The organism is Segatella maculosa OT 289 (genome assembly GCF_000243015.1).
Taxonomy (GTDB): Bacteria; Bacteroidota; Bacteroidia; order Bacteroidales; family Bacteroidaceae; genus Prevotella; species Prevotella maculosa.
On record NZ_JH594503.1, the window covers coordinates 1 to 19,522 of the forward strand.

Annotated in this window: 9 protein-coding genes and 1 pseudogene; 9 read left to right on the forward strand and 1 reads right to left on the reverse strand. The window is 48.4% G+C overall.

Annotated elements, in window-relative coordinates:
- The first annotated feature begins 392 nt into the window (after positions 1 to 392).
- The 9 genes from HMPREF9944_RS06040 to HMPREF9944_RS06080 all read left to right on the forward strand — a co-directional run bounded on the left by HMPREF9944_RS06040 (position 393) and on the right by HMPREF9944_RS06080 (position 19,270).
- A complete protein-coding gene (locus HMPREF9944_RS06040; protein ID WP_044113451.1) occupies positions 393 to 3,596 on the forward strand; it encodes a SusC/RagA family TonB-linked outer membrane protein in 3,204 nt (1,067 codons plus the stop codon).
- A gap of 53 nt (positions 3,597 to 3,649) precedes the next feature.
- Positions 3,650 to 5,401, forward strand: coding sequence for a RagB/SusD family nutrient uptake outer membrane protein (locus tag HMPREF9944_RS06045; RefSeq protein WP_008565187.1), 1,752 nt, complete (start codon positions 3,650 to 3,652; stop codon positions 5,399 to 5,401).
- 37 nt (positions 5,402 to 5,438) lie between these two features.
- On the forward strand, positions 5,439 to 7,211 hold the full coding sequence (locus HMPREF9944_RS06050) for a hypothetical protein (protein WP_008565189.1): 1,773 nt from the start codon (positions 5,439 to 5,441) through the stop codon (positions 7,209 to 7,211).
- 403 nt (positions 7,212 to 7,614) lie between these two features.
- The gene (locus tag HMPREF9944_RS06055; RefSeq protein ID WP_008565191.1) at positions 7,615 to 9,246 is read left to right on the forward strand and encodes an arabinan endo-1,5-alpha-L-arabinosidase; all 1,632 of its coding nucleotides are present in this window, start codon (positions 7,615 to 7,617) and stop codon (positions 9,244 to 9,246) included.
- 4 nt (positions 9,247 to 9,250) lie between these two features.
- On the forward strand, positions 9,251 to 10,282 hold the full coding sequence (locus HMPREF9944_RS06060) for a family 43 glycosylhydrolase (protein WP_008565193.1): 1,032 nt from the start codon (positions 9,251 to 9,253) through the stop codon (positions 10,280 to 10,282).
- A 215-nt stretch (positions 10,283 to 10,497) separates the two neighbouring features.
- Complete coding sequence (locus HMPREF9944_RS06065) at positions 10,498 to 13,197, forward strand: 4-alpha-glucanotransferase (protein WP_008565196.1); 2,700 nt, start codon at positions 10,498 to 10,500, stop codon at positions 13,195 to 13,197.
- Positions 13,198 to 13,335: 138 nt separating this feature from the next.
- The gene (locus HMPREF9944_RS06070; protein ID WP_008565199.1) at positions 13,336 to 15,468 is read left to right on the forward strand and encodes a glycoside hydrolase family 97 protein; all 2,133 of its coding nucleotides are present in this window, start codon (positions 13,336 to 13,338) and stop codon (positions 15,466 to 15,468) included.
- Positions 15,469 to 15,498: 30 nt separating this feature from the next.
- Complete coding sequence (gene pulA / locus HMPREF9944_RS06075; RefSeq protein WP_044113453.1) at positions 15,499 to 17,400, forward strand: type I pullulanase; 1,902 nt, start codon at positions 15,499 to 15,501, stop codon at positions 17,398 to 17,400.
- A 13-nt stretch (positions 17,401 to 17,413) separates the two neighbouring features.
- A complete protein-coding gene (locus HMPREF9944_RS06080; protein ID WP_008565202.1) occupies positions 17,414 to 19,270 on the forward strand; it encodes a glycoside hydrolase family 13 protein in 1,857 nt (618 codons plus the stop codon).
- A gap of 50 nt (positions 19,271 to 19,320) precedes the next feature.
- On the opposite strand, the pseudogene HMPREF9944_RS13200 reads toward HMPREF9944_RS06080, so the two are convergent.
- Positions 19,321 to 19,522: pseudogene (locus tag HMPREF9944_RS13200) on the reverse strand (hypothetical protein); the annotation flags it as partial.

Sequence of the window (19,522 nt, forward strand, 5' to 3'; positions counted from 1 at the left end):
GTGTGTGTGTGTGTGTGTGTGTGTGTTAGCAAATTATTTGGATTAACCAAATAATAAGCGTTAAAAGATGCAGAGAAATCAAAGTTTCTTTGCATCGGCTTCACACCTTTATAATATATATGATTACTTTTTATCATCGCGTGCAAAGGTAAGGCTTTCTTTTGGAACTGCCAAACTTATCACAAAAAAACTCCCCTCACTCGTTTATATATATGCTTATCTTCTCCATATTCCCCTTTTGTCCACCTAATAATTTCTTTTGTCCACCTTACGTCTGCTGACAATCCTTAAATTTGCGCACAGCTGTTTAACTAAAAACCGACGACAGTCATCTTCCCGTGAGAACACGAGAACAGCATAGAACTTTATTCATAACCTAAATATAACTAAAGATGAGAAAACAATTATTCTCTGTGATGCTATGCCTGAGCGCAGTGGGTGGGCTTGCTGTCTACCCGACAACATTGCTTGCTTCGGTTACGCAGTCACAGACAATCAAAGTCCAAGGTAAGGTGGTTGACGAGCAAGGTGAACCTCTTATCGGTGTGAATGTGGCATTGAAGGGATTGAAAGGTGGTTCGGTGACAGACCTTGACGGTAACTTCCATGTAGAAGCACCCGCCAATGCTACGCTTGTCGTGAGCTATGTGGGCTACAAAACGCGTGAGGTTGCCGTTCGCGGACGCGCTGTGATAGAAGCCATTCAACTGGAGCCCGACAACAGAATGCTCGACCAAGTGGTCGTAGTGGGCTATGGAACGCAGAAGAAAGCCGACCTTACGGGCTCTGTATCTATCGTGAATGCCGAGGATTTGAAAAAGGTTTCTAATTCGAATATATCAACAATGCTTGAGGGAAAGGTGCCAGGAGTGCAAATCACTACAGACGGACAACCGGGTGCCGACCCTATGGTTAGAATTCGAGGCATCGGTTCTTTCGGCAGTACAGCACCTCTATATGTGGTCGATGGTGTGCCCGTTGGTACGACGATTCGCGATTTTTCACCTAATGATATAGCCTCCATTCAAGTGTTGAAAGATGCTGCAGCTGGTGCAATCTATGGCTCGCGAGCTGCCAACGGCGTGATTATCATCACGACAAAGAACGGTCAGAAAGATCAACCTTTGAAGGTTGATTATTCTGGTTACATGGGTATTGATAAAATCTCGAGTGGTGTTTACGATGTGATGAATGCCGAACAATACAGCCAGTATATAGGTCAGGCATGTACAAACTCGGGTACTCCTATTCCCGGAGGCTATAAGTTGAACCCTGAAACGGGGCGTTATCAGTTTATGGATAACACCGATACCGATTGGTTTAACGAGGTGTTTAAGACAGGAGTCAGGCAGAATCACAATGTAAACCTCAGCGGTGGCGGTGCACACAATACCTATAATATCGCGCTTGACTACTTCCAACAGAAGGGAACTCTTGAGGGTGCAGGCCCCAATTACAAGCGTTATACGGCCCGTGTGAACAACACTATGGAAACGAAGTTCATCAAGTTCCGCACGAGTTTCGTCTATTCGCATTCCAATCAGGATAATATGGGACTCTCTAATGCCTCAGAATACGTGCAAGGTCTTTATGGAGACGTGAGCAATGTGTTGCGTGGAACGCTGTTGATGCAGCCTACAATCAAGGCATACGACCCTTCAACGTGGGTGCTTGACGACAAGGTGGGCTTGGCAAATGGCTATAAATACGATGCATACGGGTATGGAGTGTACTATGATAACATTCATGGTGACATCTCAGCTTCCAATCCTTTGCTCGTGAATCACCTCTTGCAGCGCAACACTTTGGTAGACCGTTTCGTGGGGAATGGCTCTGCTGACGTTGATTTGTTCAAGATGTTGGGTCTTAACAACAAGAACCACAGCTTGCATTACAATCTGAACCTCTCTTACAGTAAGACGCATGCGAAGGATTTTACGTGGATTTCGGCATGGGCACAAAGCAACCGTGTGTACTTGGATAAGAGTAATGAGCGACTCACGAAAGGCAGCCGTGACTATACAGATGCCTTGATTGAGAACACATTGACTTATGATGGGCATGTCGGTAAGCACAACATCAACCTCGTGTTGGGTCAGACCTACGAGGAAGAGCATACCGATTTGTTGACAGGGCAGGGTATTAATATGAACGAACCCTATTTCCTACAGCTGCAAAACAGTAAGAAACAGTATGCCGAGTCCTTTGAATTTGCCCATGCCTTGAGTTCTTTCATTGGTCGCTTGAACTACAACTACGATGAAAAATATCTGCTTTCATTGGTCGTTCGACGTGACGGAAGCTCCCGTCTGACGCGAGCTATCCGTTGGGGAACGTTTCCTTCGGTGTCATTAGGTTGGCGTTTTGACAAGGAAAAGTTTTTTCCTATCAGTCGAGATGTGGTCAATATGTTCAAGGTTCGTGCCAGTTATGGTGTGCTTGGCAATGAGAATATCGGCGAATATCAATACATGGCAACCATGGCACGCAACAATATGACCTACAGTTTCAATAATAAACCGGTGTCGGGGTCGGCTGTCTCAACCTTTGTGAATCAGAACATAGCTTGGGAAAAGAAGAAAACGACGAACGTTGGAATTGATGTTGCCATGTTCAACAACCGCTTGGAGTTCACTGCCGAATGGTATAAGAACCGCTCGGAAGACTTGCTCTATGGTGTTCCTGTGCCCGAACAAGCTGGCGTTTCCAATACATCGGTGACGATGAATGCGGCTTCTATGGATAACAGTGGCTTTGAATTCTCGGCTACTTACCGCAATCGCGACCACGCGCTGAAGTATGAAATCGGTGCCAATTTGAGCACGTTGAAGAATAAGGTCACTTCTTTGGGATTTGGAGACAAATATATCACGGGCGCATATGCTACATATGTGGGGCGCGAAATCGGCAAATTCTATGGCTGGGTGTATGAAGGCATTGCCCGTACACAGGCAGATTTAGACAATCATGCTACGCAGCAAGGAGCCAATATCGGTGATTGCCTGTATAAAGATGTAAGTGGGCCGAACGGAGTTCCTGACGGCAAGATTGATGAAAACGACCAAGTCGTTTTGGGAAGCGGACTTCCCAAGGTGAACTTTGGAGTGAATGTCCGGTTGGAATACAAGAACTTTGACTTGAATGTTTCTACCTATGGTGCGCTCAACTATCATGTGTCTGATGATATCTACAATAGTCTGAACTCTTGCTATGGCTGGGGAAACAAATCGGTGGACATGCTTGATGCCAACCGTTATTCGGAAGATGGGGCAACCTATCTGTCGGATGTGCCCCGCACCTATGTGACCAATAATGCAACTTTGGGGTGGAACGACCTCTTCAGTTCGCGCAAAATACAGAATGCAGCCTATTGGAAGATTGCTAATGTAGAGTTGGGTTACAATTTCCCTAATAAGTGGTTTGGTGGTCTTGTCAGTGGTGTGCGTGCCTATATCTCGGCACAAAACCTCTATACTTTCACCAAATACCATGGTTATAACGTTGACTATGCAGGTGGAACCTTTACTCCAGGCTATAATTTCTGTTCTTTCCCGAGTGCACGCAGTGTGATGTTTGGCCTTCACTTTACATTCTAATGGCTTGCAGATATATTCAATTCATCATGTAAAACATTAATAGATTATACAAAATGAAACTATATAAACTATCTCTTGCCCTTGTGTTGGGGCTTGGCATGCTTGCTTCTTGTGGCGATAAATTAGAGTTGGTGAACCCCAATCAACAGACAACGGGAACCTTTGGCTTTAATGCTGACGACTTGGAAGAGAGCGTTATAGCAGCTTATAACCATATCCGTATGGAAGGTTCTTACGCTCGTGTGGGATATATGATTGATGTATGCCGGGGTGATGAGGCATGGAACTCATCACAGGTTTGGTATCTTCCATTCGACGATTTGAATGCACCAGTGACGCATGACATTTCGTTTTGGCCTTGGCGTGAATGGTATTATACAATCAATGTGTGTAATTTCGGCATCTCACGTTGTGGAGATAATGATGCGGTTTTAAGTGAGAGAATGCGCCGTATCAAGGGACAGATGCTCTTCCTTCGGGCATTGTCTTATTACAACCTTGCTGGATATTATCAGAATCCACCGTTGATTACCGACTATGCCGGCTATTCTACGTTGGATGGTCTCTATGGAAAGAACAGTTCGTATGACGAGGTCTTGGACCAAGTGGAAAGGGATTTCCAAGAGGCTATGACTTTACTTCCGTCACGTGATGCTGGTGGAGAGTGGGCCGGTGGACGTGCTACGAGTGGTGCAGCAGCCGGATATTACGCCCGCACTTTGATGCAACGCCATAAGTATAGCGAGGCTCTTGCGGTGCTGAAAGATATCATCGGTAAGAAATATGGCACTTATAAGCTGATGCCCAACTATGGAGATAACTTCCGGGAAGGCTCGAAATATGAGAACAATGCCGAGAGTCTGTTTGAAGTTCAGTTCTTGGATAAAGACTCACAGGGAACGGATGATGAGTGGACGCCTGTCAATACGAGCGTCAATGCCACACAAGGCTCAGCGATAGAAAGCAATTTTGCTCCTGGTGTTTATGGTGGTTGGGCTGATGTTTCGGCCTCTCCTTGGCTCTATCAGCTGTTTAAGCAGGAGCGAACAATCAAGGGTAAGCTTGATCCTCGCCTTTATTGGACTATCGGAACGTATGAAACTGATTGGGAAGGATTTGAGAATGGCAATGTAGGGTATACCAAACCAATGACTGCAACAGATACAGTGGTGACCAATAATAATAATGGTGGACTGCCAATCGCAAAGAATACCAATATGCGTACTGGGCTTTATGATAAGGTTGTGACTGGCTTGCACGATGGTATTAACTTACGTCTGATGCGCTATTCTGATGTGCTCTTGCGTGCTGCCGAATGTGAGAATGAGCTGAATGGACCTACACAACAGGCAATTGATTGGATTAACCAAGTACGTCAACGTGCGGGATTAGTAGGTCTGAAATTAGCTGATTTCCCCACAGCGGATAAGTTGTTTGAGCAGATTGCCAACGTAGAACGTCCGAAAGAATTCGGCTGTGAGTTCGGTCGTGGCTTTGATTTGATACGCTGGGGCTTCTTCTATAGCGCTGACAGATTACAGCAATTGAAAGAACACGGCACGTTCCGTCGCTCCGTTCATCATGCTAAAGATGCTGTCAGTTATACGCAAGTGGGCATTGATCCAGAACTGAAAAGCTCTTACGATACCTATGCTCAAGGGCATGAGTTCTTGCCAATTGTACAGGAATTAACGAATAAGAATCCTAATCTTGAAGGTAATTCGGCCAATTATGGCAGTAATAACGCCACTTATTTCCAGGGAAAGGGCTGGACTGTTCGTCCTGTTGTAAGTCTTGGCCATTAAGTTGTTAGCTATTCATTCACTTCAAAAAAACAAACGTATGAAATATATTCATCAAATAAAGTCAGTCATATTTCTGGCTGTTATGGGCTTGCTAACATTGACAGGTTGCGAGGGTGGCGACCTTTATAATGTTAATGCGCCCGATTGGATTTCCCAGAAAATAGATTCTATCAATAAGTCTAAGCAGAACACTGGAGAGGAAGTACTCGTTGGTATGCAGGAAGATGTGTATTCTATTGGGGCAAAAGACTTCACCTCGGGCTTTTGGCAGCAGTTTTCAAAGTATTATGTTATACCCGAAAATACGAAGTGGAACGCTGTGTTCAATCTGAACCTGAATCCCAACGATAACACGTATTACAAGAACTTCGCCTTGATCATCACAAATGATGTTGACCGCGGAGGAACAGGCTATTCAGAATATGGTGCCATTCGCTTCGATGCCACGGGCGACTCGGCTAAGTTCAACTCGCAGTGGGGCGGACTCTATTTCAAGTACACCAAGAGCACGCTACTGCTTTCGCCCGTTGACAACAAAGACGAGAAAGTACAGCAATTGGGTGGAAAGATTACGCTGACAGTAGACCGTTCGCGCCCTGATACATTCTTGGTGAAGATGACCAATGGCGCTGTTACCAAGACTTTCACACAGCCTTACAAGTTAGCTAATCGCAATGCTGATGCCTCCAATCATAACATACGGTGCTTCTTGTGTCCTGAAGGCTCTTATATCGACTTCCTACAAACGAATGTCGTTCCTATCGGTGGCTTGACTTCTGCCAAGGATAAGGCACCCCTTTCGATGACATTGCAGAACGTGCCCGACGAGGTTGATGAAGGCACGACACTCAATGCCGCCATGGCCAACGTTTCGGCCACGGTGACGTATGAGGAAGGTGTGACCAAGGTTGTGCCGGCTTCCGAACTCTATTTCTCAGCTATTCCCGACATGACGACAGTCGGCGAGAAGCAACTCGTCGCGATTTACAACAAGACTCTCAAAGGCGAGAATGCCGCACGGCCCATCGTCGCCAACGCAAAGTTCAATGTGGTTGAAAAGGTCAACGCCATCACTGTGACCCGGCAACCAACGCGCACACACTACTACTTCTACAATGCACCCGACATCAGCGGTCTTGCCACCCGCACGCTGGCTTTCGACAAAACCGGTCTCGAGGTTACGGCTACTTATGGTAACGGGCGGACGGCCGTTATGGCCAACGACAAACTGACGTTCTCGGCCATTCCTGCAAAGGTAGGTAACCACACCGTGACCATCAAAACAGGCAATGGTAAAACGGCCACCGTGGTCATTCGTGTCTCGGCCACCACGCCCACTGCTACCGCCATTACGCCCGCCGTACTCGGCGCCACGGACAACTCCAGCGCATGGTGGTCGGTGCACACCGACAAGGTGAACGTCGGCGTGGGCCAAACGCGTATGGCCACCTTCACCAACCACAGCAGCAAGGCCAATAATTGGAACAACTTCGTCATTGTGCTTCGCGCAAGTGACAATTCCGAATATGCCGTACTCCGTTCCGACAACTACGGCTGGGGAAATGGCTATGCCGCTTGTGCTCACGAGGGAACGCAGGGAGATTGGACTACATGGCGGGCCGCGATGGACGGAGCGCGCGTCACGGTCTATGTGACCAATGTCAACAACGGCACGGCCGACGTGCAGGCCGTGATGCGAGGAACCGATGGGAAAACCTACACGCAATACTACTTCGGCGTGAACACCGTGAACCCTGCCGACCTCAACTTCGGTTTTACGATAGACAGTTGCCACTTGGTGTTCAATTAAATCGAAACTTAGGCCGGAGCAGTTGTGCTACCCCTCGTATTCTCCACTGATTTCAGAAACATCCCTATCTTTCTGAAAAAAGATCAGGATGTTTTTAAAAAGAGACATAGCTCTCTTTTTAATCAGAGGCGGCTCTCGTTAAAGTGAGAGGGGGATCTCACGAGTGCGAGACCCGGGTCTCAGCGACGTAAGACCCGGGTCTCACAGAATTCCGAGGCGGCACTCAATAAATTTCGACATAGCTCGGAACAAATTCCGAGGCGGCACGGAATGATTTTCGAGGCGGCACGGAACGATTTCCGACACGGCACGGAATTTTGCGAGAGGCGGCACGGAACGAAAAGCAATACGTGACGGACGTGGCGCAGGTGATCCGCACAATCATCACATAACAGAAAAAAATATGAAAACAAACAGCATGGTATGGATTTCCTTCCTCGCGGCCATAGCTTTCGCAGGCTGCAAGGAAGACGATAACATCGAGTATGAAAACCCTGGCAGCAAGGTCCAGACCGACGTCACCGTGACCGACGGGCAGAATATGGCCGACGACTACACGCCGATTGCCGACTGGGGCAACCGCTTCAGGTGGAACTTGGCCAACGTGCACGACCCGAGCGTGGTGCGGGCCGACGATGGTTATTATTACATGTATCAGACTGATGCCAGCTATGGCAATGCTCATGCAGGCGAAGGGCAGTCGCGCGGTCACTTCTACTGCCGCCGCTCGAAGGATCTTATCAATTGGGAGTTCATGGGACCGACGCTGCATGGCGTTCCGACCTGGGTGAAGTCGAAACTCAATGAGATACGGAAAGACATGGGGCTTGCGCCTTCTTCGATAGATTTCCACAACCAAACGCAGTTCGGCTTCTGGGCACCTTGCGTACGCCGCATCCGCCGAGACCTCTATCGCATGTACTATGTCGTGACGCTTCCCGGAACGATCAACGGCACGGGAACATGGAGCGAGCGTTGCTTTATTGGCCTGATGGAGACGTCGAATCCCGCCGACATCGACACGTGGACAGACAAAGGCTACGTCATCACGAACTATTCCGACCGCGGGCTCGACTTTAAAGTCAATGCAACCGACTATGCTCGGTGTTATTTCAAGTATAACGCCATCGATCCGTCGCTGCTCATCAACGAGAAAGGCGAGCATTGGCTGGTCTACGGTTCGTGGCACAGCGGCTTCGCAGCCCTGCAGCTTGATCCCGTGACGGGCAAGCCCTTGCATGCCTTGGGCAACCCTTGGGGCGCGGAGAACGAGACGGCTTATGGCAAATTGATTTATACGCGTAAGTTTGGAGACCGCTGGCAGGCAAGCGAAGCTCCCGAGGTGGTCTGGCACGAAGGCTACTATTATCTCTTCATGGCCTACGATGAGTTATCCGTGGCCTATAATACTCGGGTGGTGCGTTCACGGAATATTGAGGGCCCTTACTATGACATCACGGGGCGAGACGTCACTAATAGGGGCGGAGACGCCTATCCCATTCTGACACATCCGTATCGGTTCGGCAGCGACCACGGCTGGGTAGGCATCAGTCACTGCGCCGTGTTCAACGACGACAAGGGCAACTGGTATTATGCTTCACAGCAGCGGTTCCCCGAAAACTATAAGGGCAATGCGGGTAGCAATGCCTTAATGGTAGGCGGCGTGCGTGCCATCGTGTGGACGTCCGACGGTTGGCCGCTTGTACTTCCGGAGCGTTATGCCGGTATCGCACAGAAGACAATCTCCGAGAGTGAGCTCCTTGGCGATTGGCAGCACATCAATCTGGTTTACAATTACAAGCGGCAAGACGCTTCCGTCAGCATGACTTTGGCTGCCAATCACACGGTGAAATCGGGTTGGAAGACGGGCAAGGCATGGCGTTTTGATGCTTCAAAGAATGTGCTGACGATAGACAATGAGCAATTCTACCTGCGGCGCGAACTCGACTGGGAGGCTAATCCGCGTAAGGCGACCATCGTTTATGTGGGACTGAGTTCAAATGGAAAGACCACCTATTGGGGAAAGAAAGTCTGACGGAATGGAAATCCGGACGAGGCACATGTTCTCTATCGCAACCGCAAGGCTCGGAATGCTGTTTCGGGCCTGTATATTGCTTTATTCTACAGTGGCCTTCGGGCAGCAGTCTCCTGATGTTTTTACCGTTGACACACCGTTTGTGCACGACCCCGTGATGGCCATTGAGGACGGTATCTACTACCTTTACGGCACAGGGAACGGCATCAGCCGGTACACTTCTCGTGATTTTAAGCACTGGACGGGCTACCGTAGCGGTGTGATGACGGTTATTCCGCAGTGGACACGCGACTCCGTTCCCGGCTTTACGCAGCACGTTTGGGCTCCCGATATCATCCAGTTCAACGGCCGTTGGTACATGACTTATTCGTGCTCCACATTCGGAAAGAACACGTCGGCTATCGGGTTGCTCTCCAAGTCATTGCTCGCCGCCGATGAACCGTGGCGCGATGAAGGCTGCGTCATCGCATCTCGCGTCGGCCGCGACAATTGGAACGCCATCGATCCCAATATCGTTATAGACGAGCAGAGCAGGCCTTGGCTCGCGTTCGGCTCCTTTTGGGATGGCATTCAGCTCGTTCGCCTTGACAGTTCACTCCATGTTGCTCATGGAACACGTCCATTCACGATTGCTCGCCGCTATGCTCCAACCGACCAAAATGTCGCAGATAATCCTACTTCACGCGATGCCGGACCGAATGCTATCGAGGCCCCTTTCATCTATTATCATCGGGGTTGGTATTATCTTTTCGTGAGTTGGGATTATTGTTGTCAAGGTATGAAGAGCACCTATCGCATTGCCGTGGGACGGAGTCGGCAAATCATAGGGCCTTATCTCGACCGTAGTGGGCGTGATATGCTCAAAGGTGGTGGCGACATTGTGCTCGAAGGCGACAAGAAAACGTATGAGGCCGTGGGGCATTGTGCCGTCTACACGGTCAAAGGCAAACCTATCATGATTTGCCACGGCTATAGTATAGAGAAAGAAGGTGCGTCGGTATTGGTGAAAAAAAAGTCGCTCCCCCTCATCCCCTAACGCGCTCTCCGCCCCTACAAAAGAATGGAAGTAACTGCTTCTCCACGGTCTTCTTCCTCAAGGAGACTGCAGAAGGAACTAACGCTTTCATCAGCTATAAGCCAAAGACTGCTCCTTGCGCAAACGTTTGCATCATTATTTCGTATTTTTATCATATTCGCAGGAAGCGGCTTGCCACTAAATTGCTATCTTTACCGGGAATAACTAAACACCGTATGAAACTGACTTTTAATATAAACTACGACACTGTATTCGGCGAAGAAGTATTGCTGAATATCGTAGAGACTGACAGTAAAGGGAGAAAGAAGACTTCCCAGTTCAGAATGAACAACCGTGATGGAAAGCACTGGTGGTATGAGTTGAACCGCAAAGAGGCGACCCTCAACACCTCGCTCGACTATTATTACAGCGTCGACTGCGATTGGGCAGACAGCCGTCACGAGTGGCTTACCGAGACACATCGCTTGGAACTCAGCGCCGTTAAGGGCAGGGAATATACCGTTTACGACCATTGGGCCGACGTTCCCGAGGATTCCTATCTCTACAGTTCGGCTTTTACGGAGTGTGTAAATCGCCGTCCTTTGCCTTCCATTCGCCCTTCGGCTTACGACAAAACGGTGCGCCTCATCGTGCGTGCACCACAGCTTCGTACATTCGAACAGCTTGCTGTGGTCGGTAAACCCAAGTCAATGGGTGCATGGGATGTGTTCAAGGCACTGCCCATGTATGAGCATAATTACAATGAGTGGATTGTAGATCTCAACGTTGAAACCTTGGATGGTGAGGTTCTTGAATTCAAGTTTGCTGCACTCAACACGGCAGACAAACAGCATCCACTGTGGGAAACAGGCATGAACCGAGAGATACATCTGCCCGAAATCAAGAATGGCGAGGTGGTTGTCTACGAACTTTCGCAGGCTTTCTTCGATATCTGCAATCGCAAATTGGCCGGAACGTTAGTGCCTGTCTTCTCACTTCGTTCAAAGACAAGCTATGGTATCGGCGACTTTGGCGACCTGAAAAAGATGATAGATTGGGTGGCTGTGACCCATCAACGCGTGCTTCAGGTGTTGCCTATCAACGACACTACGACCACACATACATGGACAGATTCCTATCCATACAGCTGTATCAGCATCTTTGCTCTGCATCCGCAGTATGCTGACCTGAGGCAGCTGCCACCATTGAAAGACGGAAAGAAAAGTAATGATTTCGAGGCTTTACGCCAGGAACTCAATGCTTTGAAGCAGATAGATTATGAGCGTGTGAACGATACCAAGCAGAAATATCTGCATGAAATCTATCAGCAGGAGGGTAAAGAGATGCTCAAGAGCAAGGCTTTCAAACAGTTCTTTGCCGACAGCGAGCAGTGGCTTGTGCCCTATGCGCAGTATTGTTATTTGCGAGATAAATACGGTAAGGCCGACTTTTCAACGTGGCCTGACCACCAAGTGTGGAACGAAAAAGAACGCAAACAGCTCTCCACGCCGTCGTCAAAAGAATATAAAGAAGTGGAATTCTTCTATTTCGTACAGTTCGTTTTGAACCAGCAAATGGAGGCAGTTCATGCCTATGCACGTGAGAAGGGCGTCATTCTGAAGGGCGATATCCCTATTGGCGTCAACCGTTATGGCTGTGATGTGTGGATGGAACCGAAGTATTTCAACCTCAACGGACAGGCCGGTGCACCGCCTGATGACTTCTCTGTGAACGGACAAAACTGGGGATTTCCCACGTATAACTGGGATGAAATGGTGAAAGACGGCTGTAAGTGGTGGGTACGTCGCTTCCAGAACATGAATAAGTACTTTGATGCTTACCGCATAGACCATGTGCTTGGCTTCTTCCGTATATGGGAAATTCCATCTGATGCCGTGCATGGTCTGCTCGGACAGTTTGCCCCATCGCTTGGCATGTCGCGTGAAGAAATCGAAGGTTATGGCCTGCATTTCCTTGAAGATCAGTTCACCAAGCCGTTTATCAGCGATTGGATTATTGACCGTGTATTCCATGAACGCGCTGCAGAAGTGAAGCAGCGGTTCCTCAACCACACACATGATGACATCTATGAGCTGAAGCCCGAGTTCAGCACCCAACGCAAAGTGGAAGCTGCCTTTGAGGGAAAGACCTCGGATGCCGATATCTGGTTGCGCGACGGTCTTTATGCCTTGATCAGCAATGTGCTCTTTGTGCGCGACCGTAAAGACCCGAATAAGTTCCACCCACGCATCAGTGCGCAGTTCGACTTCACGTATGAAGCACTCTATGACAGCGATAAGGCAGTCTTCAACCGCATATATAATGACTACTATTATCGTCGCAATAACCAGTTCTGGTATCGTGAGGCCATGAAGAAATTGCCTAAGCTTGTGCAGGCAACGCGCATGCTTGTGTGTGCTGAAGACCTTGGTATGGTGCCCGATTGTGTGCCATGGGTGATGAACAATCTCAAGATATTGAGCCTCGAACTGCAGAGTATGCCGAAGGATCCTCATGTGAGATTTGGTTACTTGGGCAGCAATCCTTATCGTTCGGTATGCACCATTTCAAGCCATGACATGCCTACACTGCGTCAGTGGTGGGACGAGGATTTCGAGCGTACACAGGCTTATTACAACAGCATGCTCTATCGGGGTGGGGCAGCTCCTCACCCACTTCCGGGCTGGTTGGCACGTGATATTGTCGGCCGTCACCTGATGTCTCCGAGCATGCTTTGCATCCTTTCCGTGCAGGATTGGTTGGCAATTGACGAGAAACTGCGCCTTGCTGACCAGAATGCGGAGCGCATTAACATCCCTGCAAACCCTAAACATTACTGGCGTTATCGCATGCATGTGAGCATTGAAGACCTCATGCAGAATACTGATTTCCGCGAGAATGTGACTGAACTCGTGTGTCAGTCGGGCAGGGAATAGGCCTTTTGAATGGTAATCCTACGATATCGACGGTGAGAGTCTGACACGAGTAGGCTCTCACTGCCTTGAGGTTTATATGATGACCTTTTAATTTTGAAAAAAGAACTACATTCTGAAAACCCAAATAAACAATTTATAATGAAACATCTACAATTCCTTTTCGCGCTGTTGTTAGTACCTTGCATGGCCGTGGCACAGACGGTTAAGTCGCCTGACGGCAAGGTTGCTGTGACGTTTTCGCTGTCGCCAAGCGGACAACCCACTTATGAGATGACGTTCAAGAATAAGCAGGTGGTGAAGCCTTCACACCTTGGTCTGGAGTTGGCAAAAGACAAACACGCCTCCAAGGGATTGAAGGAGACCGACCTGATGGACGGTTTTAAAATCACCGACACCAAGATTTCTGCGTTTGATGAGACGTGGACACCGGTGTGGGGACAGTTTAAGAAGATTAGAAACCATTACAATGAATTGGCGGTTTCGCTGCATCAAGCATCGTCAGACCGCAATATCATCATTCGTTTCCGCGTCTATGACGACGGCATGGGATTGCGTTATGAGTTTCCACAACAGCAGTCTCTCAACTATTTCCTCATCAAGGAAGAGCACACTCAGTTTGCCATGACAGGCGATCATACGGCTTGGTGGCTGCCGGGTGACTATGACACACAGGAGCAGGAAACACAGGAAACGAAACTGTCTGAAATCCGTGAGCGTTTCAAGAAAGCGGTCAATTGGAATAACTCTTCCGTATCTGTATTCTCACCGACGGGTGTTCAGACGGCTTTACAGTTGAAGACGCAAGACGATCTCTATCTGAATATCCACGAAGCTGCCTGCATCGACTATGCCACCATGCACTTGAACCTCGACGACAAGAACTTTGTTTTCGAGTCATGGCTCACTCCTGATGCCACAGGATTAAAGGGATGCATGCAGACTCCATGTTCAACACCGTGGCGAACAGTCATGGTAAGCGATGATGCCCGCGACATGTTGGCATCAAGTTTGATACTCAATCTCAACGAACCTTGCAAGCTTGAAGACACCAGCTGGATACATCCGGTGAAGTATTGTGGCGTTTGGTGGGAGATGATTGTAGGCAAGAGCAGTTGGAACTACACCGATGAATACCCCTCGGTGAAGTTGGATGAGATGGATTGGAGCAAGGCAAAGCCCAACGGTCGCCATGCTGCCAATACCGAACACGTGAAGAAATACATTGATTTCGCAGCTGCCAACGGACTCCAGCAGGTACTCATTGAGGGCTGGAACGTAGGTTGGGAAGACTGGGCGAATATGTGGAAATGGGATGTTTTCGATTTCGTTACGCCCTATCCCGACTTTGATATCAAGGCTTTGAACGACTATGCGCACAGCAAGGGCGTGAAACTGATGATGCACCATGAAACTTCTTCGAGCGTCATTAACTACGAACGCCACCTTGACAAGGCTTTTGATTTGATGAAAAAATATGGTTATGATGCTGTAAAGGGAGGCTATGTGGGAGATATTATCCCACGTGGCGACCACCATTTCTCACAGGCAATGAACAATCATTACCTTTATGTTATTAAGGAAGCAGCCAAACGTCATATCATGGTGAATGCACATGAAGCAACGCGTCCGACGGGACTTTGTCGAACTTATCCTAACCTCATCGGCAATGAAAGCGCCCGAGGTACGGAATATGAAGCTTTCGGTGGCAGCAATCCCGACCACACTGTAGTGCTTCCTTTCACCCGTCTTCAGGGCGGCCCAATGGACTATACGCCTGGTATCTTAGAGACTCAACTCAAGACTTGGAGTGATAATCCGAACTATGTGCACACCACTTTGGCCGGCCAGTTGGCGCTTTATCTCGTCATGTGGGGTCCAATCCAGATGGCAGCCGACCTGCCGGAGAACTATCAGAAGTATGCCGATGCTTTCCAATTCATCAAGGATGTGGCCGTAGACTGGGATGACTCACGCTATATAGAGGCTGAACCGGGCGACTATATCACGGTGGCTCGCAAGGCAAAAGGTACAGATAATTGGTTTGTTGGAGGCAAGTGCGATGAGAACGGGCATCAAAGTGTAGTGCGTCTTGACTTTCTCGACAAGGGCGCTAAATACGAGTGTACGCTTTATGCCGATGCAAAAGGAGCCGATTATAAGACGAACCCCAAGGCCTACACCATCACTAAGCGCACTGTGAAGAAAGGCTATGTGTTGAAGATTGACGAGGCACGTGGTGGTGGTTTTGCCATATCACTCATCAAGAAATAAGTAATTTTGATTTAACTGCACACCTAAACAATGAAAATCAGAATGTTCTGTATGACTGCATTAGCAGCCGCTATGATACAAACTATTCGAGCACAGGATGTCTTCAACGAGATGTCTTACAGTCCCAAGCAGACCGTTTTCAAACTGAATGCCCCAACACGTCCTGTCGTTCGGCTGTATAACGACGGCATGAAAGGTAAGGCTGTGAAGACACTGAAGATGAAACGCGCGGGAAAAGACCTTTGGACATTATATGTAAAAGGTGATTTGCGTGGTAAGTTCTATACTTTTGACCTCGGAAAGGGCGAGACGCCGGGCGTCTTTGCCAAGGCCGTTGGGGTGAATGGAAATAGAGGTGCTGTCATCAATCTGCGCTCCACAGACCCCGAAGGCTGGCAGAACGACCGTCGGCCCGCTTTGCATTCGGCTGCCGATCAAGTGATTTACGAGATGCACGTGCGTGATTTTACGCATTCAGCTCCTGGTATATCTCATCCCGATAAGTTCTTGGGAGTGGCCGAACCTGTGTCGATTGACTATTTGAAACAACTCGGTGTGACTGCTGTCCACCTGCTCCCTTCGTTCGATTATGCATCAGTTGATGAAACGATACAGGATAATCCGCCTTACAATTGGGGCTATGATCCGAAAAACTATAACGTTCCCGAGGGAGGTTATTCCACCAATCCTTACCGCCCGGACGTGCGCATTCGTGAGTTCAAACAAATGGTTCAAGCGCTTCACAAGGCAGGTATACGTGTTATTCTCGACGTGGTTTACAACCATACTTTCGACATTCAGCACAGCAATTTCCAGTTGACTTATCCCGATTACTATTATCGTAAGGATGCTGATGGAACTTTTTCCAACGGTTCGGGCTGTGGCAATGAAACGGCTTCTGAAAAGCCATTGATGCGCAAGTTCATGCTCGAAAGTGTGAAATATTGGATAAACGAGTATCACATCGACGGCTTTCGCTTCGACTTAATGGGTATTCATGACATCGAAACCATGAATGAAATCCGTGCCGAAGTCAACAAAATAGATCCCACCATCTATATCTATGGTGAGGGATGGAGTGCAGGTAGCTGTGCTTATCCTTTGGAGAAATTAGCTGTCAAGGCGCATACGGCCCAATTACATGGTATTGCTGCCTTCAGTGATGACATGCGGGATGCCCTCCGTGGCCCTTTCAGCGATGATAGGAAAGGGGGCTTTCTTGCCGGCATTAAGGGCGAAGAAGAGAGCTTGAAGTTTGGCATTGTAGGCGCCATTTCCCATCCCGATGTTGACATGTCAAAGGTAAACTACAGCAAGGAGCCGTGGGCCGTACAGCCTACCCAACAGATTAGCTATGTCAGCTGTCATGATGATATGTGCTTGGTTGACCGTCTTCGCACCTCTATCCCCAGCATTCAAGACAATGAACTCATTCGTCTCGACTTGCTTGCACAGACTGCAGTGTTCACTTCGCAAGGTGTCCCGTTCATCTTGAGCGGTGAAGAAATGCTGCGTAATAAGCAAGGTGTGCACAACAGTTTTAACTCCCCGATAGACATCAACGCCCTGAATTGGGCACAACTCAAGGAATATCCGCAGGTGTTTGCTTATTATCAGAAACTGATTCGGCTACGCAAGAACCACCCTGCATTCCGACTTGGCGATGCCGCGCTCGTCAGAAAGCATCTTCATTTCCTGCCTGTGAAGCCCTGTCTTGTTGGATTTGTGCTTCAAAATCATGCGGGTGGCGATACATGGAACAATATTATCGTCATTTTGAATGCCAACCGTGAACCGCGTGAAGTAGCCATTCCGGCAGGCAACTATACCGTAGTGGTCTGTGACGAGAGGATTGATGAGCAGGGATTGGGACAGATGCAGGGCGGCATTGTGACCGTTGATGCGCAGAGTGCACTTATCCTTCACGATTAAAATGTCATGTAACATGAAGAAAACAGCTTTTGTCTTAGGTTTACTTTTGGTGGCGATGATGATACAGGCTGCGACAAAAATTGACCGCATAGAGCCTGCCAACTGGTTTGTGGGCATGAAAAACAGCTCGCTTCAGCTGATGGTTTATGGCAAGAATATCCGTAATTCGCGTGTCAGTGTGGACTATCCGGGAGTGAAAATCGACTCTCTTGTGCGCCTCGACTCACCCAACTATCTGCTCGTTTATCTGAATATCAGTGGGGCAAAAGCTGGAGAAATGACGATTAGTTTCGACGGAAAGAAAGTGAAATATCCCCTGCAAGCACGCGAAATGAGCGGCGATAAGCGCATGGGGTTCACCAATGCTGATGTGCTCTACATGCTCATGCCCGACCGTTTTGCCTCGGGGCATGGCATCACGAAACCTTTAAAGGGCATGAAACCCTATGTCGTAGACCGTTCAAAGCCGAGTCTTCGTCATGGTGGCGACCTTGAAGGCATTCGCCAGCACTTGAATTATTTCAATCAATTGGGCGTCACAGCCCTGTGGTTTACGCCTATTTTGGAAAACGATGCGCCTGATATTAATGATTACAACAACTATCATGGCTATGATACCACAGACTATTATCGTGTTGACCCACGTTTCGGAACCAATGAAGATTACCGTCGCCTTATTGCCGAAGCACATGCCAAAGGCTTGAAAGTGGTTATGGATATGATTTTCAATCATTGTGGTTTCGATCATCCTTGGGTAAGAAACATGCCGTCAAAGGATTGGTTCAATACTCCCGAGTGGTTGCAGGAGGGTGACAAGGTTTATCTGCAAACCAGCTATAAGCTTACGCCTGTACTCGATCCATACGCTTCAAAGGTGGACAAGAAAGAAACACTTGACGGTTGGTTTGTAAAGACCAAACCCGATTTGAACCAGCGAAATCCGCACGTGATGACCTATCTTGTCCAGAACAGTATATGGTGGATAGAGACCGTTGGCATTGACGGCATCCGCATGGACACATATCCTTATGCCGACAGAAAGGCCATGTCGCAGTGGATGAAAACCCTTAATGAGGAATATCCCAACTTCAATACCGTCGGAGAAATATGGGTTACGGAGCCTGCCTACACCGCAGCATGGCAGAAAGACTCGCGACTTTCAACCGTCAACAGCTATCTTAAGACCGTCATGGACTTTAGCTTTTACGACAAAATCAACCTTGCCAAGAACGAGGAAACCGATGATTGGTGGAAGGGGTTGAACCGCATTTATAACAGTCTTTGCTATGATTACCTCTACGAAAACCCGTCGAACGTGATGGCGTTCATCGAAAACCACGACACCGACCGCTTCTTGGGCGAGGGTAAAGACACCCTTGCATTGAAACAAGCCTTGGCACTTTTGCTCACTATCAACCGCATTCCGCAACTCTATTACGGTACGGAAGTGCTGATGAATGGCACGAAAACAAAGACCGATGGAGACGTTCGACGTGACTTTCCCGGCGGGTTTGCAGGCGATACTCACAATGCTTTCACAGCCAAAGGCCGTACGAAAGCCGAGCAATCCATGTTCGATTGGCTGAGCAAACTACTGCATTGGCGTCGCAATAATGCCGTTATCAGCCGTGGGCGTCAGGTGCAGTTCATACCTTATAAAGGTGTTTACGTCATCGCTCGTCAATTGGATAACAAGACCGTCCTCACCATCTTGAACGGCAAGCGCACACCCGTAGAACTTCCTCTCGACCGTTATACCGAGGTAATTGGAAGCCACCAAGAGGCCAAAGACGTTATCACGGATTGTAAAGTAAGGCTCGATAAGACATTAAAACTCAAGGCTCGAGAGACAAAAGTCCTTGAATTCTAATTACTCCCAAGCGTTTCTAATTAGCGTTTCAAGCGTTGGAACTGTGCGTTTCAAACGATGAAACTGTAAATTCCAAGCGTTGGAACTGTGAGTTCCATGCTTTGGAACTGTGTGTTCCAAACGATGAAACTGTGAGTTCCATGCTTTGGAACTGTGCGTTCCAAACGTTGAAACTGTGAATTCCAAGCGGTGGAACTGTGCGTTCCAAACGTTGAAACTGTGAATTCCAAGCGGTGGAACTGTGCGTTCCAA

Bases quoted from the DNA above. Each gene is read 5' to 3' on its own strand.
- HMPREF9944_RS06055 (WP_008565191.1), top strand. From the start codon at position 7,615: ATGAAAACAAACAGCATGGTATGGATTTCCTTCCTCGCGGCCATAGCT.
- HMPREF9944_RS06050 (WP_008565189.1), top strand. From the start codon at position 5,439: ATGAAATATATTCATCAAATAAAGTCAGTCATATTTCTGGCTGTTATG.
- pulA (WP_044113453.1), top strand. From the start codon at position 15,499: ATGAAAATCAGAATGTTCTGTATGACTGCATTAGCAGCCGCTATGATA.
- HMPREF9944_RS06070 (WP_008565199.1), top strand. From the start codon at position 13,336: ATGAAACATCTACAATTCCTTTTCGCGCTGTTGTTAGTACCTTGCATG.
- HMPREF9944_RS06080 (WP_008565202.1), top strand. From the start codon at position 17,414: ATGAAGAAAACAGCTTTTGTCTTAGGTTTACTTTTGGTGGCGATGATG.
- HMPREF9944_RS06040 (WP_044113451.1), top strand. From the start codon at position 393: ATGAGAAAACAATTATTCTCTGTGATGCTATGCCTGAGCGCAGTGGGT.
- HMPREF9944_RS06045 (WP_008565187.1), top strand. From the start codon at position 3,650: ATGAAACTATATAAACTATCTCTTGCCCTTGTGTTGGGGCTTGGCATG.
- HMPREF9944_RS06060 (WP_008565193.1), top strand. From the start codon at position 9,251: ATGGAAATCCGGACGAGGCACATGTTCTCTATCGCAACCGCAAGGCTC.
- HMPREF9944_RS06065 (WP_008565196.1), top strand. From the start codon at position 10,498: ATGAAACTGACTTTTAATATAAACTACGACACTGTATTCGGCGAAGAA.